The 23435-nt window shown below is 75.1% G+C and carries 31 protein-coding genes; 13 read left to right on the forward strand and 18 right to left on the reverse strand.

The window, feature by feature from the left end; genetic code table 11:
- Nucleotides 1–67: 67 nt before the first annotated feature.
- From OF852_RS04045 to OF852_RS04060, 4 genes are all read right to left on the reverse strand, one after another.
- Nucleotides 68–625, reverse strand: a complete 558-nt coding sequence (locus tag OF852_RS04045; protein ID WP_271120523.1) for a MerR family transcriptional regulator — start codon at nucleotides 623–625, stop codon at nucleotides 68–70.
- Nucleotides 626–759: 134 nt separating this feature from the next.
- Complete coding sequence (gene ftsR / locus OF852_RS04050) at nucleotides 760–1434, reverse strand: transcriptional regulator FtsR (protein ID WP_271120524.1); 675 nt, start codon at nucleotides 1432–1434, stop codon at nucleotides 760–762.
- 26 nt (nucleotides 1435–1460) lie between these two features.
- Nucleotides 1461–1949, reverse strand: a complete 489-nt coding sequence (locus OF852_RS04055) for an FHA domain-containing protein (RefSeq protein WP_271120525.1) — start codon at nucleotides 1947–1949, stop codon at nucleotides 1461–1463.
- An 11-nt stretch (nucleotides 1950–1960) separates the two neighbouring features.
- Entirely contained in the window at nucleotides 1961–2563 is a 603-nt protein-coding gene (locus OF852_RS04060) for a CDP-alcohol phosphatidyltransferase family protein (RefSeq protein ID WP_271120526.1), read from the reverse strand.
- Between the two features lie 51 nt (nucleotides 2564–2614).
- Here OF852_RS04060 and OF852_RS04065 point away from each other — a divergent pair, with 51 nt between their 5' ends.
- Together OF852_RS04065 and OF852_RS04070 are read left to right on the forward strand one after the other, a co-directional pair.
- Nucleotides 2615–3442, forward strand: coding sequence for a DUF1295 domain-containing protein (locus OF852_RS04065; RefSeq protein WP_271120527.1), 828 nt, complete (start codon nucleotides 2615–2617; stop codon nucleotides 3440–3442).
- Nucleotides 3443–3452: 10 nt separating this feature from the next.
- Nucleotides 3453–3929 carry a hypothetical protein gene (locus OF852_RS04070; protein ID WP_271120528.1) on the forward strand — a complete coding sequence of 159 codons (477 nt, stop codon included), beginning with the start codon at nucleotides 3453–3455 and terminating at the stop codon, nucleotides 3927–3929.
- Here the strand turns inward: OF852_RS04070 and OF852_RS04075 are convergent.
- Nucleotides 3879–4394 (reverse strand): NUDIX domain-containing protein, encoded by a 516-nt coding sequence (locus OF852_RS04075; RefSeq protein ID WP_271120529.1) that lies wholly within the window; start codon nucleotides 4392–4394, stop codon nucleotides 3879–3881. The genes OF852_RS04070 and OF852_RS04075 overlap by 51 nt on opposite strands.
- Before the next feature lie 77 nt (nucleotides 4395–4471).
- On the opposite strand from OF852_RS04075, the gene OF852_RS04080 reads away from it, so the two are divergent.
- From OF852_RS04080 to OF852_RS04090, 3 genes are read left to right on the forward strand one after another with little or no spacing between them, the layout of a single operon-like run.
- Nucleotides 4472–5533 carry a M4 family metallopeptidase gene (locus OF852_RS04080; RefSeq protein ID WP_271120530.1) on the forward strand — a complete coding sequence of 354 codons (1062 nt, stop codon included), beginning with the start codon at nucleotides 4472–4474 and terminating at the stop codon, nucleotides 5531–5533.
- Entirely contained in the window at nucleotides 5514–5834 is a 321-nt protein-coding gene (locus OF852_RS04085) for a protealysin inhibitor emfourin (protein WP_271120531.1), read from the forward strand. The genes OF852_RS04080 and OF852_RS04085 overlap by 20 nt, the downstream gene beginning before the upstream one ends.
- Complete coding sequence (locus OF852_RS04090) at nucleotides 5827–6198, forward strand: RNA-binding S4 domain-containing protein (protein WP_271120532.1); 372 nt, start codon at nucleotides 5827–5829, stop codon at nucleotides 6196–6198. Before OF852_RS04085 ends, OF852_RS04090 begins: the two co-directional genes overlap by 8 nt.
- A 33-nt stretch (nucleotides 6199–6231) precedes the next feature.
- Here OF852_RS04090 and OF852_RS04095 read toward each other — a convergent pair whose 3' ends face one another.
- On the reverse strand, nucleotides 6232–6720 hold the full coding sequence (locus OF852_RS04095) for a glutathione peroxidase (protein WP_271120533.1): 489 nt from the start codon (nucleotides 6718–6720) through the stop codon (nucleotides 6232–6234).
- A gap of 62 nt (nucleotides 6721–6782) precedes the next feature.
- On the opposite strand from OF852_RS04095, the gene OF852_RS04100 reads away from it, so the two are divergent.
- Genes OF852_RS04100 through OF852_RS04110 form a run of 3 tightly spaced genes read left to right on the forward strand, consistent with a single transcriptional unit; the run spans nucleotide 6783 to nucleotide 9580 of the window.
- Nucleotides 6783–8615, forward strand: coding sequence for a glycoside hydrolase family 15 protein (locus tag OF852_RS04100; protein ID WP_271120534.1), 1833 nt, complete (start codon nucleotides 6783–6785; stop codon nucleotides 8613–8615).
- A 9-nt stretch (nucleotides 8616–8624) separates the two neighbouring features.
- Nucleotides 8625–8909: a GNAT family N-acetyltransferase gene (locus tag OF852_RS04105; RefSeq protein ID WP_271120535.1), complete on the forward strand. Its 285-nt coding sequence runs from the start codon at nucleotides 8625–8627 to the stop codon at nucleotides 8907–8909.
- 2 nt (nucleotides 8910–8911) lie between these two features.
- A complete protein-coding gene (locus OF852_RS04110) occupies nucleotides 8912–9580 on the forward strand; it encodes an NAD(P)H-hydrate epimerase (protein ID WP_271120536.1) in 669 nt (222 codons plus the stop codon).
- Between the two features lie 31 nt (nucleotides 9581–9611).
- On the opposite strand, the gene OF852_RS04115 is transcribed toward OF852_RS04110, so the two are convergent.
- The 4 genes from OF852_RS04115 to OF852_RS04130 form a co-directional block, all read right to left on the reverse strand.
- On the reverse strand, nucleotides 9612–10190 hold the full coding sequence (locus OF852_RS04115; RefSeq protein ID WP_271120537.1) for an HhH-GPD-type base excision DNA repair protein: 579 nt from the start codon (nucleotides 10188–10190) through the stop codon (nucleotides 9612–9614).
- 47 nt (nucleotides 10191–10237) lie between these two features.
- Complete coding sequence (gene epsC, locus OF852_RS04120; protein WP_271120538.1) at nucleotides 10238–10747, reverse strand: serine O-acetyltransferase EpsC; 510 nt, start codon at nucleotides 10745–10747, stop codon at nucleotides 10238–10240.
- Between the two features lie 10 nt (nucleotides 10748–10757).
- On the reverse strand, nucleotides 10758–11690 hold the full coding sequence (cysK, locus tag OF852_RS04125) for a cysteine synthase A (protein ID WP_271120539.1): 933 nt from the start codon (nucleotides 11688–11690) through the stop codon (nucleotides 10758–10760).
- 107 nt (nucleotides 11691–11797) lie between these two features.
- A complete protein-coding gene (locus OF852_RS04130) occupies nucleotides 11798–13021 on the reverse strand; it encodes an MFS transporter (RefSeq protein WP_271120540.1) in 1224 nt (407 codons plus the stop codon).
- 56 nt (nucleotides 13022–13077) lie between these two features.
- Between OF852_RS04130 and OF852_RS04135 the strand changes: the two genes are divergently transcribed.
- Nucleotides 13078–13767, forward strand: a complete 690-nt coding sequence (locus OF852_RS04135) for a GntR family transcriptional regulator (protein WP_271120541.1) — start codon at nucleotides 13078–13080, stop codon at nucleotides 13765–13767.
- A gap of 391 nt (nucleotides 13768–14158) precedes the next feature.
- Entirely contained in the window at nucleotides 14159–14431 is a 273-nt protein-coding gene (locus tag OF852_RS04140) for a hypothetical protein (RefSeq protein ID WP_271120542.1), read from the forward strand.
- Nucleotides 14432–14512: 81 nt separating this feature from the next.
- Here OF852_RS04140 and OF852_RS04145 read toward each other — a convergent pair whose 3' ends face one another.
- On the reverse strand, nucleotides 14513–14899 hold the full coding sequence (locus tag OF852_RS04145) for a YchJ family protein (protein ID WP_271120543.1): 387 nt from the start codon (nucleotides 14897–14899) through the stop codon (nucleotides 14513–14515).
- 34 nt (nucleotides 14900–14933) lie between these two features.
- Here OF852_RS04145 and OF852_RS04150 point away from each other — a divergent pair, with 34 nt between their 5' ends.
- Nucleotides 14934–15500, forward strand: coding sequence for a TetR/AcrR family transcriptional regulator (locus OF852_RS04150; RefSeq protein ID WP_271120544.1), 567 nt, complete (start codon nucleotides 14934–14936; stop codon nucleotides 15498–15500).
- Here the strand turns inward: OF852_RS04150 and OF852_RS04155 are convergent.
- From OF852_RS04155 to OF852_RS04175, 5 genes are read right to left on the reverse strand one after another with little or no spacing between them, the layout of a single operon-like run.
- The gene (locus OF852_RS04155; RefSeq protein WP_271120545.1) at nucleotides 15497–16093 is read right to left on the reverse strand and encodes an energy-coupling factor transporter transmembrane component T family protein; all 597 of its coding nucleotides are present in this window, start codon (nucleotides 16091–16093) and stop codon (nucleotides 15497–15499) included. The two genes, OF852_RS04150 and OF852_RS04155, sit on opposite strands and share 4 nt — an antisense overlap.
- The gene (locus OF852_RS04160; protein ID WP_271120546.1) at nucleotides 16087–16782 is read right to left on the reverse strand and encodes an energy-coupling factor ABC transporter ATP-binding protein; all 696 of its coding nucleotides are present in this window, start codon (nucleotides 16780–16782) and stop codon (nucleotides 16087–16089) included. The genes OF852_RS04155 and OF852_RS04160 overlap by 7 nt, the downstream gene beginning before the upstream one ends.
- Entirely contained in the window at nucleotides 16779–17897 is a 1119-nt protein-coding gene (locus OF852_RS04165; protein ID WP_271120547.1) for an acetyl-CoA C-acyltransferase, read from the reverse strand. The genes OF852_RS04160 and OF852_RS04165 overlap by 4 nt, the downstream gene beginning before the upstream one ends.
- Nucleotides 17890–19017, reverse strand: a complete 1128-nt coding sequence (locus OF852_RS04170) for a class I adenylate-forming enzyme family protein (protein WP_271120548.1) — start codon at nucleotides 19015–19017, stop codon at nucleotides 17890–17892. Before OF852_RS04170 ends, OF852_RS04165 begins: the two co-directional genes overlap by 8 nt.
- Nucleotides 19018–19025: 8 nt before the next feature.
- Nucleotides 19026–19640 (reverse strand): biotin transporter BioY, encoded by a 615-nt coding sequence (locus tag OF852_RS04175; protein ID WP_271120549.1) that lies wholly within the window; start codon nucleotides 19638–19640, stop codon nucleotides 19026–19028.
- A gap of 75 nt (nucleotides 19641–19715) precedes the next feature.
- Between OF852_RS04175 and OF852_RS04180 the strand changes: the two genes are divergently transcribed.
- The gene (locus OF852_RS04180; protein ID WP_271120550.1) at nucleotides 19716–20354 is read left to right on the forward strand and encodes a TetR family transcriptional regulator; all 639 of its coding nucleotides are present in this window, start codon (nucleotides 19716–19718) and stop codon (nucleotides 20352–20354) included.
- Here OF852_RS04180 and OF852_RS04185 read toward each other — a convergent pair.
- A complete protein-coding gene (locus tag OF852_RS04185) occupies nucleotides 20347–21186 on the reverse strand; it encodes a siderophore-interacting protein (protein ID WP_271120551.1) in 840 nt (279 codons plus the stop codon). The two genes, OF852_RS04180 and OF852_RS04185, sit on opposite strands and share 8 nt — an antisense overlap.
- Before the next feature lie 142 nt (nucleotides 21187–21328).
- Between OF852_RS04185 and OF852_RS04190 the strand changes: the two genes are divergently transcribed.
- On the forward strand, nucleotides 21329–21964 hold the full coding sequence (locus OF852_RS04190; RefSeq protein WP_271120552.1) for a class I SAM-dependent methyltransferase: 636 nt from the start codon (nucleotides 21329–21331) through the stop codon (nucleotides 21962–21964).
- Between the two features lie 15 nt (nucleotides 21965–21979).
- Here OF852_RS04190 and OF852_RS04195 read toward each other — a convergent pair whose 3' ends face one another.
- Nucleotides 21980–23326 (reverse strand): DUF2130 domain-containing protein, encoded by a 1347-nt coding sequence (locus OF852_RS04195; protein WP_271120553.1) that lies wholly within the window; start codon nucleotides 23324–23326, stop codon nucleotides 21980–21982.
- Nucleotides 23327–23435 lie beyond the last annotated feature (109 nt).

The raw sequence follows: 23435 nt of genomic DNA on the forward strand, positions 1-23435 counted from the left end.
CGAGGCGGAGCAGTCGACCGGCCGCCGCGGCGGCAGAGCAGCGGAGCGGTCGACGCGGCGAGGAGGCCTAGGAGGCCTCGGCCTTGCGCTGACGGCGAGCCGCGAGCTCGTCCGCCGGGTCCTCGGCGGGCTCGGGCGCGTCGAGCTCGACGAGGCTCGACTCGACCTCGCGGAGGACCTTGCCCACGGCGATGCCGAAGACGCCCTGCCCCTGGCGGACGAGGTCGATGACCTCGTCGTCGGAGGTGCAGAGGTAGACGCTCGCGCCGTCCGACATGAGGGTCGTCTGCGCGAGGTCGTCGACGCCGGACTCACGGAGCTGGCCGATCGCGGTGCGGATCTGCTGGAGCGAGATGCCGGTGTCGAGGAGCCGCTTCACGAGCTTGAGCACGAGGATGTCGCGGAAGCCGTAGAGGCGCTGCGACCCGGAGCCGGCCGCGCCGCGCACGGTCGGCTCGACGAGCTGGGTGCGTGCCCAGTAGTCGAGCTGACGGTAGGAGATGCCGGCCGCCCGCGCCGCCACGGCGCCGCGGTAGCCCGCGTCGGCGTCCAGATCCGGGAGGCCGTCGGTGAACAGCAGACCGAGGTCGTAGCGGGAGTCGTCGCTCCGGCCCGCTTCACTCATGACGATTCCTAACCCTCAACTTGAGCTTGAGGTGCAAGCTCCCGTGGTCCCTCACGCTACCCACGCGACCGCCCCCGGGCAACGACATCCGTGCGAACTCGCGGCGTGTCGCGCGAAATCGATCCGGCCCGCACCTAGAGCCGGCTCAGCGCCGAGCGGATGAGGCTCGAGCGCACGACCTCGAGCTGGCCCGCGATCTCGCGCGCCATCTCGGCGGCCTTCGCCCGGCTCGACGCGTCCTTGCGACGCGCGACCGGGATGAGCGCGCTCTCGATGAGCCCCAGCTCGCGCTCCGCCGCCGCGCGGAAGCCGCGCAGGTGGCGCGGCTCGATGCCCGAGCGCTGCAGCTCCACGAGCGCTCTCAGCACCGAGAGCGCCTCCTCGCCGTAGTGGTCGGCGGGGACGATGAGGGAGGCCGACACGGCATCCGAGAGGAGCATCGCGTTCGCGCCCGCCTCCCGGACCAGCTCCTCGCGCGACAGCCGCCGCTCGCTCGGCAGCATCGACGGCGAGGCGACCTGCCGGCCGCCCGGCAGGACCGGCTCGCGCCCGGCATCCAGGTCGTCGAGGTAGCCGCGGATGACCTTGAGCGGGAGGTAGTGGTCGCGCTGCATCGAGAGGATGAGCCGAAGCCGCTCGAGATCGGCGCCGGAGAACTTGCGGTACCCGGACTCCGTGCGCGCGGGCGAGATGAGCTGGCGCTCCTCGAGGAAGCGCAGCTTCGACGGCGTGAGATCCGGGAACTCCGGGTTCAGCCGCGCGAGCACCTGCCCGATGCTGAGGAGCTGGCTCGACGGGGCCCCGGGCACCCTGGCCTGGGAGGCGCCGGCCGGCACTACCGGCCCGCCGCGGCCGCGAGATCCAGGCGGGAGGCGTAGAAGGTCAGGCGGAACTTGCCGACCTGGACCTCGGCGCCGTCCGTGAGCAGCGCGGACTCGATCCGGACGCCGTCGAAGTAGGTGCCGTTGAGGGAGCCGAGGTCGCGGACCTGGAACGCCGTGCCCATGCGGATGAACTCCGCGTGGCGCCGCGAGACGGTCACGTCGTCGAGGAAGATCTCGGCGTCGGGGTGGCGGCCCACCGTCGTGACGTCGGCGTCGAGGAGGAACCGCGCACCGACGTTCGGGCCGCGCCGCACCACGAGGAGCGCCGAGGCCGAGGGCAGGGCGCCGATGGCCTCCTGCTCCTCCATGGAGACGCCGGCCTCCATCGCCGCGAGCTGCTGGACGAACTCGTCGGTGAAGTGGGCCGTCGTGTCGGCGCTGGGGCTGGATGCCGGCTGCGGGTGCTGTCCACCCTGACCGGAAGCTTCGTGGTCGACCATCGTGACCTCCTTCAGCTGTCCAGCGTATCCGATCCCGCCTCCTGCGGAACCCTCGCGAGACGCACCACCCGGACGGTCTCCCGCGCGTAGGCGAAGCCCGCCCACCAGTACAGGTACGCGCCCCAGATGAGGGCGGCCCAGCCGATCGGCGCCGCGATCGGCGCCGCCGCCGGGAAGGCCGCCGCGAGCAGGACGACCGGGAACCCGAGGAGGAGGCAGAAGGTGCCCATCTTGCCGAGGCTGTGCACCGGGAGGGGTCCGTAGCCGTGCCGTGCGAGCACGAGGCCGAGGCCGATCAGCAGGGCCTCGCGGGCGATGATGACGAGCGGGAACCACCACGGCACGATGCCGGCGATCGTGATGCCGAGCAGGGTCGTGAGGATGTAGAGCCGGTCGGCGGCGGGATCCAGCAGCTGGCCGAGGCGCGTGACCTGGCCGAAGCGGCGCGCGATGTAGCCGTCGGCGAAGTCGGTGATGCTCGAGACGGCGAGGGTGAGGACCGCGTAGCCGTACTGCTCGGTCACCATGAGCACGATGAAGACCGGGATCAGGAGGAGCCGGAGCAGGCTCAGCAGATTGGGGATCGTCACGACCCTCGAGCTGACCATCGTCATCCACCGACCTCCGCTGTCGAGTCTAGAGTGCGGGCTCGCTAGAATCCGCGCATGGAGCCGCTCGCCGTCGTGCTCGCGATCGCCGCGACGCTCGCGCTCGGCACCTGGACCGCGGGCCGCGTCACGGGCGACGCCTCGTGGGTCGACCGGATCTGGTCGCTCGCGCCGCCCGTCTACGTCGCCGTCTTCGCGGCCTTCGCCGGGTTCCTCGATCCCCGGCTCGACATCATGGCGCTCCTCGCGGCGCTCTGGGGCGCCCGGCTCACCGTGAACCTCGCCCGGCGCGGCGGCTACCGCGGCGTCGAGGACCATCGCTGGGCGATCCTGCGCGCGCGGATGTCTCGGCGGCGGTGGATCGCCTTCGACGCGCTCGTCATCCAGCTGGGCCGGCACGCGATCCTCGTCCTCATCGCCCTCCCGGCGCTCACCGCGTACCAGCACCGCGGCGAGCGCTTCGGCGCGCTCGATGCGGCCGCGTCCGCCCTCTTCCTCCTCGCGCTCGCCGGTGAGACGATCGCCGATCAGCAGCAGTGGGACTTCCGTGCGGCGCGGCGGGAGGCCGTCGCGCAGGGCCGGGCGATGGGGCCGGGATTCCCGACGACGGGCCTGTGGGCCTGGTCGCGGCATCCCAACCACCTCTTCGAGCAGTTGCAGTGGTGGGCCTTCTTCGTGCTGGGGGCCGCCGCGAGCGGCACCCTCCTCCAGTGGACGGCGCTCGGGGCGCTGCTGCTCACGCTCCTCGTCCACGCATCGACCCGGTTCACGGAGTCGATCTCTCGGTCGCGGCATCCCGGCTACGCGGACTACGCCCGGCGGACGCCCATGCTGCTCCCCCGGCCGCCGCGTGTTGCCCGGCGCGAGGGCGCGAGCCGGACGTAGCCTGGTGCGCATGTCGTGCATCCGCTTCAACACCCCCGCGCAGCGCGCGCAGATGCGCGCCGCCGCCCCCGCGATGCTGAGCGCCGAGGAGGCCGCCCGGCTGCACCCCGCGCCGCCCGTGACCGCGAGCAAGATCCGCCGCCTCCGCCTCCTCGCGACGCACGCGAACCCCAAGATCCGGGAGTCGGTGGCCTCGAGCTCCCACACCCCCGCGGACCTCTTCGCGACGCTCGCGAAGGATGCCGACCAGGGCGTGCGCGCCTGCGTCGCCCGCAACGAGGCGACGCCCTGCGATCTCCTCCGCGACCTCGCGCACGACGAGTCGGATGCGGTCCGCGGCTGGGTCGCGGTGAACTACTTCGTCCCCGCGGACGTCATGGACGAGCTGGCCGGAGACGACAGCCGGGTCGTGCGGAGCCTCGTCGCCTGGAAGGCGTCACTCGCCGCCGAGGCCGAGGCCGAGACCGCCGAGCTCGCCCGCGCGTAGCTCGAGCTCCGGCCACGCCGCCGCGAGCCCCGGGTGCAGCTCGCGCGCGGGCACCTGAGCGCACGGCACCCACTCGAGGGCGACCGACTCGGCATCGCCGAGGAAGGGCTCGAAGCGCTCGCGCGCCCGCGCGATGACGGTCGTGTACGACCAGTAGCCGAGATCGAGGACGTGCTCGCCGAGCACCTCGACGAGCTCGGGCGGCACGCCGGCCTCCTCGTCCGCCTCGCGGATCGCGGCCGAGGCGGCGGACTCCCCCGACTTCCGCGCCCCGCCCGGGAGCCCCCAGGTGCCGCCGAAATGGCTCCAGCCCACGCGGAGCTGCAGGAGCGCGTCGCCGTCCTCGAGGATCAGCAGGCCGGCCGCGCCGTAGCGGCCCCAGAAGCGGCCCCGCGCACCCTCGACCCATTCGTCCCCCGAGCCCAGCGGGCGCCGCGCGCTCGGGTCGTGGCTCGCTCGGGACATGTCCACAGCCTAGACGCGAGGCGTCCGGGTGGACCGGGCGCTCCACCATGTCGGGAGCCCCTCCTAGGCTTCCTGTCATGACCCCCGGAATCGTCCCCCCGTACCTCCTCGCCCGGCTCGCCGAGGCGGGCGACGCCCGCTTCGAGCGCGCGGCGGTCGCGGCCCGCCGCACCCTCCTCGCCGACGAGCCGCTCCGCGCGGCGCGCATCACGCTGAGCATCGACGAGGGCGGCCGCCTCGTCGCCGAGCTCAGCGACGCGCCGAACCGGACGGTGGCGGATGCCGGCGGGGCCGAGACGCTGCCGGGTCGCGTCGTGCGGCGCGAGGGCGAGCCCGCGACGGGCGATGCCGCGGCCGACGAGGCCTACGAGGGTCTCGGCGCCACCTTCGCCCTCTTCTCCGAGGTCTACGGCCGCAACTCGATCGACGGCGACGGCATGCCGCTCGAGGCGAGCGTGCACTACGGCGAGGACTACGACAACGCCTTCTGGAACGGCGAGCGCATGGTCTTCGGCGACGGCGACGGCGAGGTCTTCGGGCGCTTCACGGCATCCCTCTCGGTCATCGGGCACGAGCTCGCCCACGGCGTCACCGAGCACACGGCGGGGCTCGTCTACCGGGGGCAGTCGGGCGCGCTCAACGAGTCCGTGTCGGATGTGTTCGGCGCCCTCGTCGAGCAGCGGGTCGCGGGGCAGACGGCGGACGAGGCGAGCTGGCTGATCGGCGAGGGGCTGTTCACACCCGAGGTGGAGGGCTCGGCGCTGCGCTCGATGAAGGCGCCGGGCACCGCGTACGACGACGACGTGCTCGGCAAGGACCCGCAGCCGGGCCACATGGACGACTACATCGAGACGAGCGAGGACGACGGCGGGGTCCACCTCAACTCGGGCATCCCGAACCGCGCCTTCCATCTCGCGGCGGTCGAGCTGGGCGGCGAGGCCTGGGAGCGCGCGGGGCGCATCTGGTACGACGCCCTCACGGCCGGCGGCCTCTCGCCGACCACCGACTTCGCCGGCTTCGCGGCCGCGACGGCGGCCGCCGCGACCGCGCGATACGGTGAGGCATCGGCCGAGACCGCCGCGGTGCGCGCGGGCTGGGCCGGGGTGGGAGTCGAGATCGATGACGGCAGCGCCGGGTGACGAGGTCCTCCGGATCGAGGTCGCGCGCGCGGGCGGCGTCGCGGGTCTGACCCGTCGCTGGGCGGTCGACCCCGAGCCCGCCGAGCGGAGCGCCTGGGCGAGTCTCGTCGAGGCCTGTCCGTGGGATGCGGCGCCCGCCGAGTCGAGTGGAGCCGCACGCGTCGTCGTCGACCGCTTCGTCTGGGCGATCGTCGCCCGGACGACGACCGTCGAGCACCGCGCGAGCGTGCCGGAGCCCGAGCTCGAAGGCCCCTGGCGGGAGCTCGTCGAGCGCGTGCGAGCGGAGGGCGGCCGTGGCTGAGCCGGCCGCCGTGCGCGTCGACGCCTGGGTCTGGGCGGTACGCCTCTACAAGACGCGGAGCGCGGCGACCGCCGCATGCAAGGCGGGCCACGTCCGCATCGACGGCGAGCGCGCGAAGCCCTCGCAGGCGGTCCGCCTCGGCGCCGAGGTGCGCGCCCTCACGGAGGGCGGCACCCGCATCGTCGTGGCGCGCCGCCTCATCCACAAGCGGGTGGGCGCCGCGATCGCGGCCGAGTGCCTCGAGGATCGGACGCCGCCGCCCCCGCCGCGCGAGGAGCGCGTGCTCGTCGGCGTGCGCGAGCGCGGGGCGGGCCGGCCGACGAAGCGCGACCGGCGCGAGCTCGACCGGCTGCAGGGGCGCTGACCGGACCCGGGAGCACCGGCCGGGTCGCTGACCTCAGGCGGCGGGCAGCGCCGCCTCGACGGCCGCGATGACCTCGGGCGCATCCGGCTCGGTCGCCGGACGGAAGCGCGTCACGGTGTCATCCGGCGCGATCACGAACTTCTCGAAGTTCCACTTCACCTTGCCGGCCTTGCCGTCCGCATCCCGCACCTGCGTGAGCTCCGCGTAGAGCGGGTGCTGGTGGCGGCCGTTGACCTTCGTCTTCTCGAACATGGGGAAGGTCACGCCGTAGGTGGTGGAGCAGAACTCCTGGATCTGCTCGGCGGAGCCGGGCTCCTGTCCGAGGAACTGGTTGCAGGGGAACCCGAGCACCGTGAGACCGCGCTCGCCGTACTCGCGCTGCAGCCGCTCGAGCTTCTCGTACTGGGGCGTGAGCCCGCACTTCGAGGCGACGTTCACGACGATGACCGCGCGGTCCGCGTAGGCCGCGAGCGTGGTCTCCTCGCCGTCGATGGTCGTGAGGGGGATGTCGCGGAGGCTCATGCCGGAAGCCTAGGCCCGCCCGCGTCCGGCATGCTGGGAGGCGGGTGCGCGAGGATGGCGGCATGCCCGGCGACATCGGCGACTACGCGCTCATCGGCGACCTCCACACGGCCGCGCTGGTCGGCCGGGACGGCAGCCTGGACTGGTTCTGCGCGCCGCGCTTCGACTCCCCCAGCATGTTCGCCGCGATCCTCGGCGACGAGGAGCAGGGCCGCTGGCGCATCGCCCCCGCGGGCGCGGGCCCGGAGGAGCCGGCGACCTCCCGCCGCTACGAGGGCGAGGACTTCGTGCTCAGCACGCGCTGGATCGTCGACGACGAGACCTCGGGGTCCGGCGAGGTCGAGGTGCTCGACCTCATGCCGCGCGGCGCGCACCGCGCGGTCGTCATCCGGCGCATCCGAGGCGTCCGCGGCCGGGTGCGCATGACGCAGTCGCTCCGCATCCGCTTCGACTACGCCGGGGCCGTGCCGTGGATGCGGCAGATGCCCGAGCATGCGGGATCGGGCGAGCACGCCCTCCTCGCGGTCGCAGGACCCGATGCGGCGCTGATCCGCGGGCCGCGCTTCCGGGCGCTGGATCACGAGCACCGCGCCGAGCTCGAGGTGGCGGAAGGCGAGGTCGTCGACACGGTGCTCGGCTGGCACCGCTCCTGGGATGCGCCGCCGCCGCCCGTCGACGTCGACGCGGCGATCGAGGCGACGCGGGCCTGGTGGTCCGACTGGATCGCGAGCTGCGATGCGCCGGCCGTCCACCCGGAGGCGGTGCGACGATCCCTCCTCGTGCTCCGCGCGCTGACCCTCGAGGAGACGGGCGGCGTCGTCGCCGCCGCGACGACGAGCCTCCCCGAGGAGGACGGCGGGGAACGGAACTGGGACTACCGCTTCGTGTGGCTCCGCGACGCCTCCCTCACGCTCGAGGCTCTCATGCTCCACGGCTACGCCGAGGAGGCGAGCGAGTGGCGCGCCTGGCTGCTCCGCGCGATCGCGGGCGACCCCGCGGACCTGCAGATCATGTACGGCGTCGGCGGCGAGCGCCGGCTCCCCGAGGAGGTCCTCGCGCACCTCCCGGGTCACCGCGGCGCGGCCCCCGTCCGCATCGGCAACCAGGCGGCGGAGCAGTTCCAGGGCGACATCTTCGGCGAGGTCATGCTCGCGCTCGAGCGCGCCCGGCGGATCGGGGTCGCGGAGGACCGCTTCTCCTGGTCGCTCCAGGTGGCGCTGCTGGAGTACCTCGAGACCGTGCTCGACCGCCCCGATCACGGCATCTGGGAGATCCGCGGGCCGGAGCGCTGGTTCACCCACTCGCGCGTGATGATCTGGGCGGCCTTCGACTGCGGCGTCCGCGCCATCGAGGAGCTCGGGCTGCGCGGCCCGCTCGAGCGGTGGCGCGATGTGCGCGCTCGGCTCCGCGAGGAGATCGAGACACGCGGCGTCGACCCGGCGACGGGAGCCTTCCGCCAGCACTACGACGCGGACGAGGTGGATGCCGCCCTGCTCGCGATCCCCCAGACGGGCTTCGTCGAGGCGGGCGACGAGCGGATGCGGCGGACCGTCGAGCGGATCGAGTCCGAGCTCATGCGGGACGGCCTCGTGCGCCGCTACCGCACCGAGTCCGGCGTGGACGGGCTCGAGGGCGACGAGCACCCCTTCCTCGCCTGCTCCTTCTGGCTCGTGCGGCAGTACGCCGAATCGGATCGCGTCGGGGACGCCTCGGCGCTCCTCGACCGGCTCGTCGCGTCCGCGAACGACGTCGGCCTCCTCGCGGAGGAGCTGGATCCGGCGACCGGCCGCGCGATGGGCAACACCCCGCAGGCGCTCTCGCATCTCGCCCTCGTGAAGGCGGCGGATGCCGTGAGCGCGGCGATCGCCCGGCGTGACGACGGCGGTCGGGCGTAGCGTGGCGGCATGAGCACCGAGTTCCGCCACGATCCCGAGCTGAAGCGCTACTCCATGCACGTCGGGGGCGAGCTCGTGAGCGTGCTCGAGTACCGCGACCACGGCGCGAGCGTCGTGATGCACCACACGGTGACCGTGCCGCGCCATCGCGGGCGCGGCTTCGCGGCGAAGCTCGTCGAGCACGCGGTCGACGACGTCGCCTCGCGTGACGGCCGCATCACCCCGACGTGCTGGTTCGTCGCGGAGTGGTTCGATCGGCACCCGGAGCGCGCGGGCCTCCTCGCGGGGTCCTGAGGATGCGGCGGGCCTGGTCGGCGGCGGAGATCCGCGCGGCCGAGCGGCCGCTCGTCGAGGCCGGCGTGCCGCTCATGGCCCGTGCCGCGGCGGGGCTCGCCGCGCTGCTGCGCGAGCGGGTGCCGGCCGACCGGCTGGTGCTCGTGCTCGCGGGCTCCGGCGACAACGGGGCGGATGCGCTCTACGCCGGCGCCGAGCTCGCCGCGGCGGGGCGGCCCGTCGCCTTCGTCGCGCTGGGAGGCCGCATCCACGAGGCGGCGCGCTCGGCGGCGGTCGCCGCCGGCGCACGGCAGCTGGAGCTGCGCGCGCTCCTCGACGAGGCGCTCGAGGCGGGCGCGCTCGTCGACGGCGTCCTCGGCACCGGGAGCACGCCCTCCCCCGCGCTGCGGGATCCGGCCGCCTCCGCGATCGGCACGCTCCGCTCGCTGCTCGAGGAGCCGGACCGGCCGCTCGTGATCGCGGTCGACCTCCCGAGCGGCCTGCACCCCGACACCGGCGAGGCGCCCGACGGCAACGTCCTCCCCGCGGATGCGACGGCGGTCTTCGGTGCGCTCAAGACCGGACTGCTGCTCGGCGAGGGGCCGCGCCTCGCGGGCGAGCTCGTGCTCGTCGACATCGGTCTCGGTCCCGCGCTCGAGGGCGTCGCACCGGGGCTCGAGCTGCCCGACTGAGCGAGGAGGACGAGGAGGCGTGCGGCCCCCGTCAACCCTTCGCCTTCGCGGCCGCCTTCGCCGCCTGCTTCGTCGCGCGGACCTTCCCGAGCGATTCGGCATCCACGATGTCGGCGACCGAGCGGAAGCTGCCGGCCTCGCCGTAGGCGCCCGCCGCATCCCGCCATCCGGCGCCGTCGAAGCCCGTCTGCTTGCCGAGGAGCGCGAGGAAGATGCGCGCCTTCTGCTCGCCGAAGCCGGGCAGGGCCTTCAGCCGCCTCAGCACCTCGCCGCCGTCGGGCGCATCGCGCTCCCAGATCGCGGCGGCATCCCCCGCGTACTCGTCGACGATCGTCCGCGCGAGCGTCTGCACGCGCCCGGCCATCGAGCCCGGGTAGCGGTGCACCGCCGGCGTCTGCCGGAAGACCGCCTCGAGCGCCTCGGGGTCGTGCCCGGCGAGGGCGGCCGCGTCGAAGGCGCCGAGCCGGTCGCGGATCTTCGCGGGCCCTGCGAAGGCCGTCTCCATCGCGACCTGCTGGTCGAGCAGCATCCCGACGAGCAGCGCGAGCGGGTCGGTCGAGAGCAGCCGGTCGGCGTCGTCGTCGCCCGTGATGTGGAGGTCTGCGTCCATGCCGCCATCCTCGCATCCCGCCCGCCCGCACGGCCCGGGATGCCGCCTCAGCGCCGCGGGCGGGGCGTGGCGGGGACGCCGACGAGCAGCGAGCGCGGCGGCGCCGAGACGAGCACGACGGCGCCGGCGCCGACCGCCGAGTCCTCGCCGATCTCGATGGGGCCGAGGAGCGTCGCACCCGCCCCGATCACGACGCGGTCGCCGATCGTCGGGTGGCGCTTCACGTGCTCGGTGGAGGTGCCGCCGAGCGTGACGCCGTGGTACAGGTGCACGTCGTCCCCGACCACGGCCGTCTCCCCGATCACGACCCCCATGCCGTGGTCGATGAACAGCCGTCGGCCGATGACCGCCGCCGGATGGATCTCGACCCCCGTGACCGAGCGGGTCGCCTGCGAGACGACGCGCGCGAGCAGCCGCAGGCGCGCGCGCCAGAGCCGGCTCGCGACCCGGTGCGCCCACACGGCGTGCAGCCCCGAGTAGGTCAGCCACACCTCGAACGCGCCGCGCGCGGCAGGATCCTGCGCCTGCGCGGCGCGGATGTCCTCCCGGACCCCCATCGCGGGCGGGTCAGCCCTCGAGGTGCTCGTAGAGCACCGTCGAGAGGTAGCGCTCCCCGTAGCTCGCGACGATGACGACGATCGTCTTCCCCGCGTTCTCGGGGCGCTTCGCGAGCTCGACGGCCGCGTGCACGGTCGCGCCGGAGGAGATGCCGCCGAGGATGCCCTCCTCGGCGCCGAGGCGGCGGGCCATCGCGACCGCCTGCTCGATGTTCACATCGAGCACCTCGTCGTAGACCTCGCGGTCGAGCACCTCGGGGACGAAGTTCGCGCCGATGCCCTGGATCTTGTGGGGGCCGGGCGCACCGCCGTTGAGGATCGCCGACTCCTCGGGCTCGACGGCGACGACCTGGAGTCCGGCCTTCTGCTCCTTGAGGTAGCGGCCGGCGCCCGTCACGGTGCCGCCGGTGCCGACGCCGGAGACGAAGATGTCGACGGCGCCGTCGGTGTCGCTCCAGATCTCGGGGCCCGTGGTGGCGTGGTGGATGGCGGGGTTCGCCTCGTTCTCGAACTGGCGCGCGAGGACGGCGCCGGTCGTCTCGGCGATCTCGGCCGCCTTCGAGACGGCGCCCTTCATGCCCTCGCTCGCGGGCGTGAGCACGAGCTCGGCGCCGTAGGCGCGGAGCAGCTTGCGGCGCTCGAGGCTCATCGACTCCGGCATCGTGAGGATCACCTTGTAGCCGCGCGCCGCGCCGACCATCGCGAGCGCGATGCCGGTGTTGCCGCTCGTGCCCTCGACGATCGTGCCGCCCGGCTGCAGCTGCCCCGACTTCTCGGCGGCGTCGACGACGGCGATGCCGAGGCGGTCCTTGACGCTCGAGCTCGGGTTGAAGAACTCGAGCTTCGCGAGCACGGTCGCGCCGGCGCCGTCGGTCACGCGGTTGAGTCGCACGAGCGGCGTGCCGCCGAAGGTGCCGGTGATGGAGTCGTGGATTCGGGCCATGGCTTCCGCCTTCGTCGGTCGAGGGATGGTCGCCACCAGCCTATTGCGCCGCACGCGCGTCGTGCCGCTGGCGGGGTGGCCGCGGCATCCCGGTCCCGCGGCGGCGCTCAGTCGGCGTGCCGGTCGGCCGCGGGGATGAGCGGCAGCGCGAGGAGCGGCGCGAGCGCGACGAGCGCGAAGGCGAGCGGGTAGCCGAGCACCGCGATCGCGGCGCCCATCCCCGGGCCGACGGCGGACGCGGCGAGGAACTGCCCCGTGTTCTGCACGCCGAGCGCCCGGCCCGACCAGTCCCGGCCCGCCGCCTCCGCGACGGAGGTGAAGGCGAGGCCGTTGTCGGCGACGCTCACCGTGACGGCGGCGACGAGCAGGATCGCGGCGGCCGCGCTCCACGCGAGCGCCCCGGCCGCCGCGAGGGCGAGCATCGCCGCGATCCCGGCGAGCGCGACCCAGCGGAGCACCCGGATCCGGGAGCCGACCCGATCGCTCAGCCACCCGACCCCGATCCGCCCGAGGGCGCCGACGAACTGCGAGAGCGCGACGACGACGCCCGCGGCCGCCGGATGCCAGCCGAGCTCGGCGATGAGCCAGACGAGGCCGAAGGTCGCGAGCGTGAACTGCGGGACGACGAGCAGCGCGGACACGAGGTGGATGCGCAGGAGGAAGGCATCGCGGCGGTACGGGCCGAGACGGCGCGGGGTCGGCGACGGCGCCGCGGACTCCCGCGGCGCGGGGCGCGGCGGATCCTGGATCCCGATCGCGCAGGCGACCGCGACGAGGAGGGCGAGCACGGCCGCCAGGAGCAGCGGCCCCGCGGTGCCGGCGGCGTCCGCGAGCGGCGGCACGACGAGCGCCGCGAGCGCCACGCCGAGCGGCTGGCTCATCTGCCGGATGCCCATGGCGAGGCCGCGCCGCTCGCGCGGGAACCAGCCGACCACGACGCGTCCGCTCGCGGCGTTCGCGCTCGCGGAGGCCGCGCCGCCGAGCCCGAGCAGGACGGCGAGGACGCCGAGCTCGCCCGCGGGCGCGGCGGCGAGCGCGAAGAGCCCCGTGAGCGCGAGCCCGCCGGCGATGACCCAGCGCTCCCCCACCCGGTCCGCGAGGGCGCCCCAGGCGACGAGCGTCAGCACCATGCCGAAGGTGGGTGCGGCGGCGAGGAGACCGGCCTCCGCGAGCGGCATGCCGCGCTCGAGGTGCAGGTGCGGGATGAGGTAGGCGGGGGTCGAGACGAGGAGCGTGCCGATCGCCTGGGCGGCGACGCCGAGCGCGAGCATCCGCCAGGCGGCGGGCGGGGCCGCCGTGCGCTCACGTTCCTGCTCCCGGTGTGTCGACATCCCGTGCTCCTCTCGTGGCGTACCATGCTGGTATACCAGACTCGAGGGAGGTCGGGATGCCGGTGCCGGCGGAACAGGGTGCGACCGAGACGCTGCGGCGCGCGATCCTCGGGCTCGAGCTCGCTCCGGGCGAGCGCCTCAGCGAACGGGGCCTCGAGACGCGGCTCGGCGCCTCGCGCACCCCCATCCGCGCCGCCCTCATGCGCCTCGAGGGCGAGGGCCTCACGCGCCGGGCCGGACGCAGCTGGGAGGTCACGCCCATCGACCTCGCCGAGCTGCGAGCCGTGCTCGAGCACCGCGAGGCGCTCGAGCGGGCCACCGCCCGCCTCGCGGCCGAGCGGGCCGAGGACGCCGCGCTCGACGCGCTCGAGGCCATCGCCGACGCGCATCGCGACCGCGACGAGGAGGAGCTGGACCTCCGCGACGGCGCCGACTTCCACCTCGCGCTCGCAGGGCTCTCGGGCAACCGCTTCCTCGTCGACGGCGTGGCCGGCGACCTCACCCGCCTCATGCGGACCCGCTGGCTCGAGGTGCGGAGCGCGGCATCCCGCGCCCACGCCCGCGACGAGCACCGCGAGCTCGTCGCGGCGCTCCGCCGCCGTGACGGCGCGGCTGCCGAGGCGCTCGCCGCCGCGCACATCCGCGGCACCCGTGACCGCCTCCTGACCGCGCTCGCCGAGGAGCGCCGCCGCATCCGCGGTCGCGGCATCTCGATCGTCGACGGCGACGCGTCCGAGCGATCGTGAATCCCGGGCGTGTCGCCCTTGTGCGCGCGCGACCCGTCCCGCTAGCCTGAGCGGACGCCGAGCAGAGAGAGGAGTTGGCGACATGGCAATGAGCATCCGAATCACGGGAGCAGCAGGCTTCCCGTCCCGCGCCGGCTTCTCCGGCGTCCTCACCGCCTGATCGGGCCGACTCGCCGTCGCCCGATGCGGTGACGACAGCTGGAGCAGCCCCGATCCACCGGCACCGCCGCGCGCTCACGACCCGAGCGCCGGCGCCGCCGCGCAGCGGATCGATCGTCCCGTCCGCGACCCCATCGGCCTGAGCCGATGCGTGGCCGCGCCGCGCCGCCTCCCGCGGCGTCCGACGCCGCGCGCCCGCGCGCCGTCGCCACGATCCCACGAGGAACCCATCATGAGCACCCGCCTGTCGGTCGACACCCGCCCGACCCAGCATCCGCCCCACGCCGCGAGCGCGAGAACGGCGCCCCACGCGCCGCGCACCGTGCCGCTGCTCGACCGCATCGCCCTGCACCTCGGTCTCGCGCTCATCGCGTACGGCCGCAGGACGCTGCGCGACCACCCCTCGCGCGAGCGCCGGATCCGGCGCCATGAGCAGCTCGTGCTCCGCGAGGCGCGCGAGCGGCACGCCGCACGCGAGTGGCTGCTGATCGCGCCGCCGCGCTGATCCCGTGTCGGCCGCGATGACGGAGGGCCCCGCCCGCCACCTGGTGGCGGCCGGGGCCCTTCCCCGTCTGCGGGGCGCGGCTCAGCCGGGCTGCTCCCCGTCGAGATACACCCAGCGCCCCTCGTGGCGGGCGAAGCGGCTGCGCTCGTGGAGGAGACCCGCGCCCTCCCCGTCGCGATAGGAGGCGCGGAACTCGACGACCCCCTCGGCATCCCCCTCGCCGCCACCGACGGCGTCGACGATCTGGAGCCGGCGCCACCGCGTCGCCGCGTCGAGCTCGAGCTCCGCGGGACGCGTCGCGGGATGCCAGGAGCGCAGCAGATGCGCCCGGTCGCCGAGCGCGAAGGCCGTGAAGCGCGAGCGCATGAGCCGCTCCGCCGTCGGCGCGGGCGCGCCCTCGAGGATCGGGCCGCAGCAGGACGCCGAGGGGTCGCCGGAACCGCACGGGCAGGGGCTGTGGACAACCATCTCCGACACGCTAGCGGCTCCTACAATCGCAGCCATGGATGCACGCATGCAGCGCAGCCGCGATCGACTGGCCGAGGCCATCCTGCGCCTCGCGCCCACCCGGGAGGTCGGCCGCATCCCGGTCGCCGAGCTCGCCCGCGAGGCCGGCGTCCACCGCTCCACCGTCTACGAGCACGCGGAGTCCCCCGCCGGCCTGCTCCGCCTCGTCCTGCGCGGCGAGCTCGACGAGGCGCGCCGCACCCACCTGGCGGAGATCGAGCCCTCGGGCGCCGCGGCCGCGATCCGCGGGGTCACCCTCGCGGTGCTCGAGCACGTCGAGCGGCACGACGAGGTCTACCGTCGAGCGCTCGGCTCGCACGACGAGGCCGCGCTCCACGCGATGCTCAGCGCCCACTTCCGCGAGTCGACCCTCCAGCTCTTCGAGCACGGCGCGGTCGTGCCGCCCGTCCCCGAGGGCGAGCGGGATGTCGTGGCCCGCTTCCTCGCCGACGGATGGGTGGGCGCGATCGACGCCTGGCTGCAGACGCCCGCCCCCCGCGACCGCGAGCGGCTCCTCGAGCTCTCGGACGCCTTCCTCCCCGCGTGGTGGCCGCGCGCCTAGTCGACGCCGCGCGCCGCGAGGGCGTCGCCGAGCTCGTCCGCGTGCCGGAAGGCGAGGACGAGGAACGGCACCGCGAAGGTGCGGATGCCGGCCCGCGCGCCGCGCGCCCGCTGCGCCTCGCGGACCGAGGCTGCGAGGCGCCCGAGGACGGCCACCGTGTGGATCGTCGTCATGACGAGGAGCGAGGCCCGCGCGGGGTCCGCGCCGAGCCGTCGCAGCGGCGCGAGCCCGCGCTCGAGCGTCGCGAGCAGCTCCTGCGCGGGCGTCGTGAGCGCGAGCAGGGAGGCGAGCACGAGGATCGCGACGACACGCGCCGTGTTCGCGGCGGCAGGCGCGGGGCCGAGGAACACGAGCTGTCCGACCGCGGTGATGGCCGCGACCCAGCGGGTCGACCACAGCCGCTCACCGAGCGTCCGCCAGCCGAGGCGCCCGAGGCCGAAGGCGAGGAGCACCGCCGCGGCGCACACGGCGATCGCCCACCATGTCGCGGGGAGCAGCGACAGCGCGAGCACGACGAGCGCCGTGAGGAGCAGCTTCACCCCGGCCGGCGCCCGGTGCAGCGGCCCGGTGCCGGGGCGGAAGAGGCTCAGCATGCGGGCTCCTCGAGGGCGTCGCGGTAGCGGCCGACCACCTCGCTCGACGGGCCGACGGCGACGACGCGGCCCGCATCCACGAGCACGGCCTCCTCGCAGCGGGCGGCGAGCTCCAGGTCGTGCGTGAGCAGGAGGAGGCGGTGGCCGCTCGGGCGCAGCAGATGCTCCGCGACGAGGCGGGCGTTGCGCGCGTCGAGAAATGCCGTCGGCTCGTCGGCGATGACGAGCTCCGGCTCGCGGACGAAGGCGCCCGCGAGCGCGAGGAGCTGCTTCTGGCCGCCCGAGAGCTCGTGCGCGGCGCGCGTCGCGAGCTCGGCGAGGCCGAAGCGCTCGAGCGCGGCGGCGACTCGCGCGTCCCGCTCCCCGTTCGGGAGTCGCTCGGTGCGGAGCGAGAAGGCGACATCCTCCGCGACCGTCGGCATGATGATCTGCGCGTCCGGGTTCGAGAAGACGAACGCGACCCGGTGGCGCAGCTCCCTCGCATCCCGCCGGGGGTCGAGGCCGAGCACGCGCGTCGCGCCGCCCGACGCCGGCACGAGCCCGCCGACGAGCCGCGCGAGGCTCGACTTCCCCGAGCCGTTGGCGCCGATCACGGCGGTGCGCTCGGCGTCGAGGTGCAGATCCGTCGCGTGGAGTGCGACGACCTCGCCGAGGTGCACCTCGGCCGCATCCAGCTCGATCGCGCTCACCGGACCACCTCGAGGAGGCACGCGATCCCGAGGCCGCCGCCGACGGAGGCCGCGGCCACGCCGAGCGCGCCCGTCGGCGCCCCTGCCCGGATCAGGCGGCTGTGGAGCCGTACGACCGCGATCGCCCCGCTCGCACCCCAGGGGTGGCCGAACGCGAGGGCACCGCCGTCGGCGCCGACGCGCGGGTCGTCCTCCTCGATGCCGAGTCGGTCGAGGACCGCGAGGTGCTGCGCGGCGAAGGCCTCGACGATCTCGAGGGCGGCGAGGTCCCCGGGCCAGAGCCCCTCGCGCGCGAGCAGCGCGCCGATCGCGAGCGCGGCCCCGATGCCCGGGAGCGCCGGATCGCAGCCCACGACGGCGTGCGCCCGCACCGCGAGCCCCTCGACGCCCGGCGTCCGCGGCACGAGCACGACCGCGGCGGCGCCATCCGAGATGCGGGTCGAGGTCGCGGCCGTGAGCGTGCCGCCGGGGAAGAGCGCCGGCATCCGGCCGATCGTGCGCTCCCCCGCGCCGATCGCGTCGTCCTCGCGGGCGCCCGCGAGCTCCACGATCTCCGCGCGGTGCCGTCCGGCGTCGCGCGCGTCGCGGGCACGCTCGTGACTGCGGCGGGCGTGGGCGTCCTGGCGCCCGCGCGGGATGCCGTCGTGCGCGGCCAGGTCCTCGGCGGCGCGGGTCATCTCGGGATCCGGGAAGCCCTCGGGCGCGAAGGGGGCGCGCTCGTAGGCCTCGCCGTCGCGCGAGCGCACAGGCGCCGTCGAGGCGCTCTCCGCGCCGCCCGCGATCCGGGGCCGCGCATCGCCCGCCCGGATCGCGGTCGCGGCGTCGATGATGGCCGCGAGCCCGCTGCCGCATTGCCGATCGACCGTGGCGCCCGGGACCTCGACGCCGAGCCCTGCCGCGAGCGCGGCGAGGCGGGCCGGGTTGCCGCCCGGGCCCATGCAGTTGCCGAGCACGAGATCGGCGATCGGCTCGCGCACGGTCCCGGCCGCGCGCGCATCGTCGAGCGCCGCGCGGGCGGCCGCCGCCGCGAGCTGCTCGACGGAGACGGACGCGAGGGCGCGCCCCCGCGTCGCGATCGGGGTGCGCCGCGCGGCGACGACGACCGCCTCATGCACAGCGGGCCACCTCCCCCGCGACGATGCGGCGCACGAGCTCGGCGCGCGCGGGCTTGCCGGCGAGCGTCCGCGGGATCTCGCCGTGATGCCAGCGTCGCGGCAGGTGGCTCCGGGAGAGCCGGCCGCGCACGGCCTCGCGGAGCGCCGAGGCGGCGGGCGGCACGGCGCCCGCCTCGAGCTCGAGGACCGCCGCGAGGTGATCGCCGAGCCGCGGGTGCGGGATGCCGACGAGCGCCGCGTCGCGGACACCGGGCAGGGTGCGCAGCACCGCCTCGACCTCCTCGGGGATCACGGTCGCCGACGCGCTCTGCAGCGCCTCGTCCGCCCTCCCGAGCAGTCGGAGGACGCCGTCGTGCAGCTCGGCGCGGTCGCCGACGTCCGCCCAGTCGTCCTCGATGCGGAGCGCGCCGCCGCGGCCGAGCACGGACTCCGCGATCGTCGCGGAGCGCACGCGGAGCACGCCGTCGCGGACCGCGAGCTCCACGCCGGGGAGGGCCCGCATCCCCCCGCCCTCATCGGCGGCGACGAAGGAGAGCTCGGCGGCGCCGTAGTAGTGCACGACGCGGATGCCTCGTGCCTCGGCCCGGCGGCGCAGCTCCGGATCGAGGCGGGATCCGCCGACGAGCGCCGCCTCGAGCCGCGGCATGCGGCCGTCCTCGAGCACGGCCCGCAGCGACTCCGGCGTGCCGTGGAGGAGGCGGGCATCGCCGGCCGGTGCGGGCTGCGGCCCGCCGGCGAGGGCGTGGGCGAGCGAGAAGAGCGTGAGCGAGGAGGCCGGCGGCAGCGGCAGGTGGATGCCGTCGCCCGGGCGCGCGCCGAGGAGCGCCTCGATGGTCGGGAAGGAGGCCGACCAGCTCGCCTCGCTGCGGAGCACGAGGCGGATGCGCCCGCTCGACCCGGAGGTGAGGGCCGCCCACGCGACGTCCGGGCCGGGCACGGCGGCGCGCGCCGCGGCCACGACCTCGGCGCGATGCGGGGGTGCCAGCCGCGGGTCGAGCACGAGCGGCACCGCCCCCGTGGCACGGAGCCGCCGGAGCTCGGGCAGCGCCGCGAGCGGGTCCGCGAGCTCGACGGGTGCGATGCGGTGCGCGCCGGAGCGAGCAGGCGCGCTCGCGCTCACCCGCACGCTCACGATCCGGCGGCCGCGGGCTCCCGCGCGGCGCCCCGCGCCGAGGCCGCACGCGGCGCGAGACGGAGCGCACGGGGGTACGCCCGGGCGAGCGAGACGACGATCGCGGTCGCGAGCACCGCCTTGACGAGGTCGCCCGGCACGAACACGAGGCTCTGGAGGGCGGTCTCGGCGAGCGGGAGCCGGGTGACGGCGCTCTGCACGGGGATGCCGACGAGGTAGATCGCGCCGATGCCGCCGAGGAGCATCGCGAGGGCCGTGCGCCACCAGACGATGCGGCCGCCGGCGCGCGCGATGAGGCCGACGACGATCGCGCCGAGCAGCCAGCCGAGGAGGTAGCCCGTGCTGGGGGCGGCGAAGACGCCGACCCCGCCGCGACCGCCCGCGAGCAGCGGCACGCCGATCGCGACGACCGCGAGGAGCACCGTGACGGAGAGCGCGCCGAGCCAGGGCCCGAGGATGGCCCCCGCGAGCATGACGCCGAGCGTCTGCGCCGTGATCGGGACGCCCGGGATGACGCCGATGCTGCCGGGGAGGCCGAGCAGGCCGATCACGGCCGCCATGACGGCGATGCGGGCGAGGTCGCCGACCTCGAGACGGGTGGAGCGGGCCATGCTGCCTCCTGGGTGCGCGGAGTGGGACGTTTCCTGAACGGTGTTCACCTGAACGCCGTTCACTATACTCGCCACATGGCCGGCACGAGCGACGCGGGGCGACGCCGCACCCGAGACGACGTCGTCGACGCGGCCCTCGGCATCCTCGACGAGCACGGCCTCGCCGAGCTCACCATGCGCCGGCTCGCGACCGCGCTCGAGGTGCAGCCGAGCGCGCTCTACTGGCACGTCGAGAGCAAGCAGGCGCTGCTCGCGGCCGTCGCCGACCGGATCGTCGCGCGACTGGATGCCGGGGTCGGCTCGGCCGGCGCGGCGCACGGGACGGACCGGCGCGACGCGGCGGACTGGCGCGGCCGCACCCACGCCGTCGCGGCATCCCTCCGCCGGGCGCTCCTCGCGTCGCGCGACGGGGCCGAGGTCGTGCAGAGCACCCTCGCGCTCGACCTCGGCGCCACCGCGCCGCTCGAGCATCTCGAGGCCGCGCTCGCCGGCAGCGGCCACGACGAGGCGACGCGGCGGCGCGCGGCCCGCGCCGTGCTCCACTTCGTGCTCGGCCAGGTGGGGCGCGAGCAGCAGCGGCAGCAGTACGACCGCCTCGGGATCGTCGCCGGCGCGCCCGCGCCCGCGAAGGACGCCGAGGCCGAGCTCGGCTTCGGCGTCGAGCTGCTCGTCGCCGGCCTCGCGAGCCGCGAGCCCGGCACCCCGATCAGCTGAGGATCCGGCCGATCGGCTCGCGCTTCTCCGCCTGGAAGCGATCCTCGGTGCGGCCCATCGCCCAGTAGCCCGAGAGCGACACCTGCGTGCGCTCGAGCCCGCGCTGCGCGAAGAGCACGTCGCGCAGCCGCTTCATGGTCTCCCGCTCGCCGTGGACGAAGGCGTGGACGCGCCCCTCGAGCCAGTCGGCGTCGGCCACGGCATCCACGAGCACGGCCGACGCGCCGGGCCGCTCCGGCGCACGATGCAGCCAGCGGAGCTCGACGCCCTCCGGGCGCCGCAGCGGGATCTCGTCGGCCGCGCCGTCGACCTCGACGAAGGCGAGCCCCCGGGCCGCCGGGTCCATCGCCTCGAGGGCGGCCGCGATCGCGGGGAGCGCCGACTCGTCGCCGGCGAGGAGGTGCCAGTCGGCCTCCGGATCGGGCGAGTAGGCGCCGCCCGGTCCCGACATCGTGAGCCGCTGCCCGGGTGCGGCGCGGTCCGCCCATGGGCCCGCGAGCCCCTCGTCGCCGTGCACGACGAAGTCGATCGCGAGGCGGCCGGCGTCGAGGTCGAGCTCGCGCACCGTGTAGGTGCGCGTCACCGGCAGGTCCTCCGGCGCGAGGCGCTCGCGGAGCGCGACCGGGTCGTAGGGCGGCTCGAGTCCGAGCCCGGGCTTCGCGAACCAGAGCTTCACGTAGCGGTCGGCGAAGCCGTTGTCGGCGAAGCCCGCGAGCTCCTCGCCGCCCAGGTGGACGCGCACGAGGTGCGGTGCGAGCTGCTCGCGGCGGAGCACCTCGAGCGTGATCTGGGGGCGGGGCGGGCGCGGCGCGCGCGGAGCGTCAGGGGTCACGGGATCCTTCCGGTGGTGCCGGGCGCCGAGGTCGCGCCCGCGAGCGCGAGCCTAGCCGCGGCGTGGCCGGCCGCGCCGGGCCGTCTTGCCATTTCGGCACGACGGCTTGCCGGGATGCCACCGCGGGCGCGAGGATCCCGGCATGGACGACCGCACGAGCGCCGCCGAGTTCTGGGAGGCGCGCTACGCCGGCACGGAGCACGCCTGGTCCGGACGCGTCAACCGCGTCCTCGAGGCGGAGGCGGGGCGCCTGGACCCGGGCACCGCGATCGACCTCGGCTGCGGCGAGGGCGGCGACGCCGTCTGGCTGGCCGCGCAGGGCTGGCAGACGACCGGCGTCGACCTCTCCCCCACGGCGATCGCGCGCGGCCGCGCGGCCGCCGACGCCGCCGGCATCCCGCCGGGTCGGCTGGAGCTCATCGCGGCGGACCTCGCGGACTGGATGCCGGTCTCGGCGGCGGACCTCGTCACGGCATCCTTCCTGCAGTCATGGCCGGTCGAGATCCCGCGTGCGGCGATCCTCCGTCGCGCGACCGGCTTCGTCGCGGCCGGCGGGGGGCTGCTCGTGACGGCGCACGTCGCGCCGCCGTCGTGGGTCGATCCCGAGACGGTGGCGGATCACCCGTTCGCGTCGCCGGAGGAGGACCTCGCGGCGCTCGAACTCGACCGGTCGGCATGGGAGGTGGAGCTCGTGGAGCGCCGCGAGCGCGAGCTCACGGGCCCGGACGGGCAGGCGGGCACGATCCTCGACGGGATCGTGCTGGTGCGGCGGCGCTGAGCGCCGCCGCCCCGGCTACTCGGCTCCGCCGCCGTCCTCGGCGCGCTCGAGCTCGGCGAACTTCGCGGCCATCGTGGGGTTGCCGCGGGTGAGCGCCTTGATCGTGAGCCGGTCGGCCTTGTCGTTCGCGAGCCGGAGGTTGTTGTCGGACTTGAGGAGCATCTCCTTCGTCTTCTCGAGATCCTTGATCGCCTCGTCGATCCGCTTGATCGCCTCGCCGAACTGGTTCGACGCGAGCCCGTAGTTGCGGGCGAAGCCGTCCTTGAAGGCGTTGAGCTTCGTCTCGAAGTCGGTGATGTCGAGGTTCTGCTCGCGGATGCGGGCGAGCTCGGTGCGCACCTGGACGGTGCTCTGGGCGGCGTTGCGGAGCAGCGTGATGATGGGGATGAAGAACTGCGGTCGGACGACGTACATCTTCGGGTAGCGGTGCGAGACGTCGACGATGCCGGCGTTGAAGAGCTCGCTCTCGGGCTCGAGGAGTGAGACGAGCACGGCGTACTCGCAGCCCTTCTCGGTGCGGTCCTTGTCGAGCTCGCGGTAGAAGTCCTCGTTGCGCTTCTTCGTCGCGGTCTGGTCGGCCTCGTTCTTCATCTCGAACATGATCGAGACGTACTCGGTGCCCGCGGCGTCGCGGTCGCGGTAGACGTAGTCGCCCTTGCTGCCGGTCGAGGCGTCGTTGTCCTTACCGAACTCGGCGAGCGGGAACGCGGTCGCCCGCAGCCGCTCGAACTCGATCTCGCAGTGCTGCTCGAGCGTCTCGCCGACCATCTTCGTCGAGAGCTTCGCCTTCATGTCGCGGAGCCGCTCGATCGAGTCGTCGCGGTCGCGGAGCTGGACCTCGTAGCGCTCCTTGAGCGCGGTCTCCTCGATCTGCCGCGCGAGCTCGGCCTTCTCGAGCTCGCCCTTCAGGCCGTCCCGCTCGCGCTCGACCGCATCCACGGCCCTCTGCACGGCGAGCTGCTGCTCGACGCCCGCCGCCTTCGCCTCGGCACGCAGCCGGGCGAGCTCCTCGGCGCGCTCGGCGGCCTCCCGCTCGAGCCGCGCCGTCTCGGCGTCGCGCTCCTGCTCGACGGCCTGGACGGCCTCCTGGATCGCGAGCCGCTGCGCCAGCTCGGTCGACTCGAGCGAGCTCTTGAGCCGCTCGATCTCGGCCTGCTGCTTCGCGGCGTCGGCCGCGAGCGACTCCCGCAACCGCGACTCGGCGAGCTCGACCGCGCTCTCGCGCTCGCGCGCCGCCTGCTCGAGCCGCTCGTGCAGCGCCGCGTCGAACTCGCGGTCGCGCACCTGCTTCACGATGTCGGCGTAGCCGGCCTCGTCGATCGTGAAGGCCTTGCCGCAATGCGGGCAGCTGATCTCGTGCACTCGCGTCTCCTCGGGTCCCTGGCGACGCTAGCACCGGGCGGCGACAGCGCCGGAGACGACCGCGCTGGAGGCGCCGAACGTCGCGGACGTCTCGCCGACGCTGCGATCT

Source organism: Homoserinibacter sp. YIM 151385 (assembly GCF_027912415.1).
In the GTDB taxonomy this organism is placed as follows: domain Bacteria; phylum Actinomycetota; class Actinomycetes; order Actinomycetales; family Microbacteriaceae; genus Schumannella.

What these genes read in the sequence shown, in the direction of transcription:
- OF852_RS04055 (WP_271120525.1), bottom strand. Translation starts at nt 1,949, where the DNA reads ATGGTCGACCACGAAGCTTCCGGTCAGGGTGGACAGCACCCGCAGCCG.
- OF852_RS04075 (WP_271120529.1), bottom strand. Translation starts at nt 4,394, where the DNA reads ATGTCCCGAGCGAGCCACGACCCGAGCGCGCGGCGCCCGCTGGGCTCG.
- OF852_RS04095 (WP_271120533.1), bottom strand. Translation starts at nt 6,720, where the DNA reads ATGAGCCTCCGCGACATCCCCCTCACGACCATCGACGGCGAGGAGACC.
- cysK (WP_271120539.1), bottom strand. Translation starts at nt 11,690, where the DNA reads ATGGCCCGAATCCACGACTCCATCACCGGCACCTTCGGCGGCACGCCG.
- OF852_RS04100 (WP_271120534.1), top strand. Translation starts at nt 6,783, where the DNA reads ATGCCCGGCGACATCGGCGACTACGCGCTCATCGGCGACCTCCACACG.
- OF852_RS04130 (WP_271120540.1), bottom strand. Translation starts at nt 13,021, where the DNA reads ATGTCGACACACCGGGAGCAGGAACGTGAGCGCACGGCGGCCCCGCCC.
- OF852_RS04080 (WP_271120530.1), top strand. Translation starts at nt 4,472, where the DNA reads ATGACCCCCGGAATCGTCCCCCCGTACCTCCTCGCCCGGCTCGCCGAG.
- OF852_RS04110 (WP_271120536.1), top strand. Translation starts at nt 8,912, where the DNA reads ATGCGGCGGGCCTGGTCGGCGGCGGAGATCCGCGCGGCCGAGCGGCCG.
- OF852_RS04140 (WP_271120542.1), top strand. Translation starts at nt 14,159, where the DNA reads ATGAGCACCCGCCTGTCGGTCGACACCCGCCCGACCCAGCATCCGCCC.
- OF852_RS04060 (WP_271120526.1), bottom strand. Translation starts at nt 2,563, where the DNA reads ATGACGATGGTCAGCTCGAGGGTCGTGACGATCCCCAATCTGCTGAGC.
- OF852_RS04085 (WP_271120531.1), top strand. Translation starts at nt 5,514, where the DNA reads ATGACGGCAGCGCCGGGTGACGAGGTCCTCCGGATCGAGGTCGCGCGC.
- OF852_RS04115 (WP_271120537.1), bottom strand. Translation starts at nt 10,190, where the DNA reads ATGGACGCAGACCTCCACATCACGGGCGACGACGACGCCGACCGGCTG.
- OF852_RS04045 (WP_271120523.1), bottom strand. Translation starts at nt 625, where the DNA reads ATGAGTGAAGCGGGCCGGAGCGACGACTCCCGCTACGACCTCGGTCTG.
- OF852_RS04175 (WP_271120549.1), bottom strand. Translation starts at nt 19,640, where the DNA reads ATGGCCCGCTCCACCCGTCTCGAGGTCGGCGACCTCGCCCGCATCGCC.
- OF852_RS04065 (WP_271120527.1), top strand. Translation starts at nt 2,615, where the DNA reads ATGGAGCCGCTCGCCGTCGTGCTCGCGATCGCCGCGACGCTCGCGCTC.
- OF852_RS04070 (WP_271120528.1), top strand. Translation starts at nt 3,453, where the DNA reads ATGTCGTGCATCCGCTTCAACACCCCCGCGCAGCGCGCGCAGATGCGC.
- OF852_RS04180 (WP_271120550.1), top strand. Translation starts at nt 19,716, where the DNA reads ATGGCCGGCACGAGCGACGCGGGGCGACGCCGCACCCGAGACGACGTC.
- OF852_RS04190 (WP_271120552.1), top strand. Translation starts at nt 21,329, where the DNA reads ATGGACGACCGCACGAGCGCCGCCGAGTTCTGGGAGGCGCGCTACGCC.
- OF852_RS04145 (WP_271120543.1), bottom strand. Translation starts at nt 14,899, where the DNA reads ATGGTTGTCCACAGCCCCTGCCCGTGCGGTTCCGGCGACCCCTCGGCG.
- OF852_RS04155 (WP_271120545.1), bottom strand. Translation starts at nt 16,093, where the DNA reads ATGCTGAGCCTCTTCCGCCCCGGCACCGGGCCGCTGCACCGGGCGCCG.
- epsC (WP_271120538.1), bottom strand. Translation starts at nt 10,747, where the DNA reads ATGGGGGTCCGGGAGGACATCCGCGCCGCGCAGGCGCAGGATCCTGCC.
- OF852_RS04135 (WP_271120541.1), top strand. Translation starts at nt 13,078, where the DNA reads ATGCCGGTGCCGGCGGAACAGGGTGCGACCGAGACGCTGCGGCGCGCG.
- OF852_RS04105 (WP_271120535.1), top strand. Translation starts at nt 8,625, where the DNA reads ATGAGCACCGAGTTCCGCCACGATCCCGAGCTGAAGCGCTACTCCATG.
- OF852_RS04150 (WP_271120544.1), top strand. Translation starts at nt 14,934, where the DNA reads ATGGATGCACGCATGCAGCGCAGCCGCGATCGACTGGCCGAGGCCATC.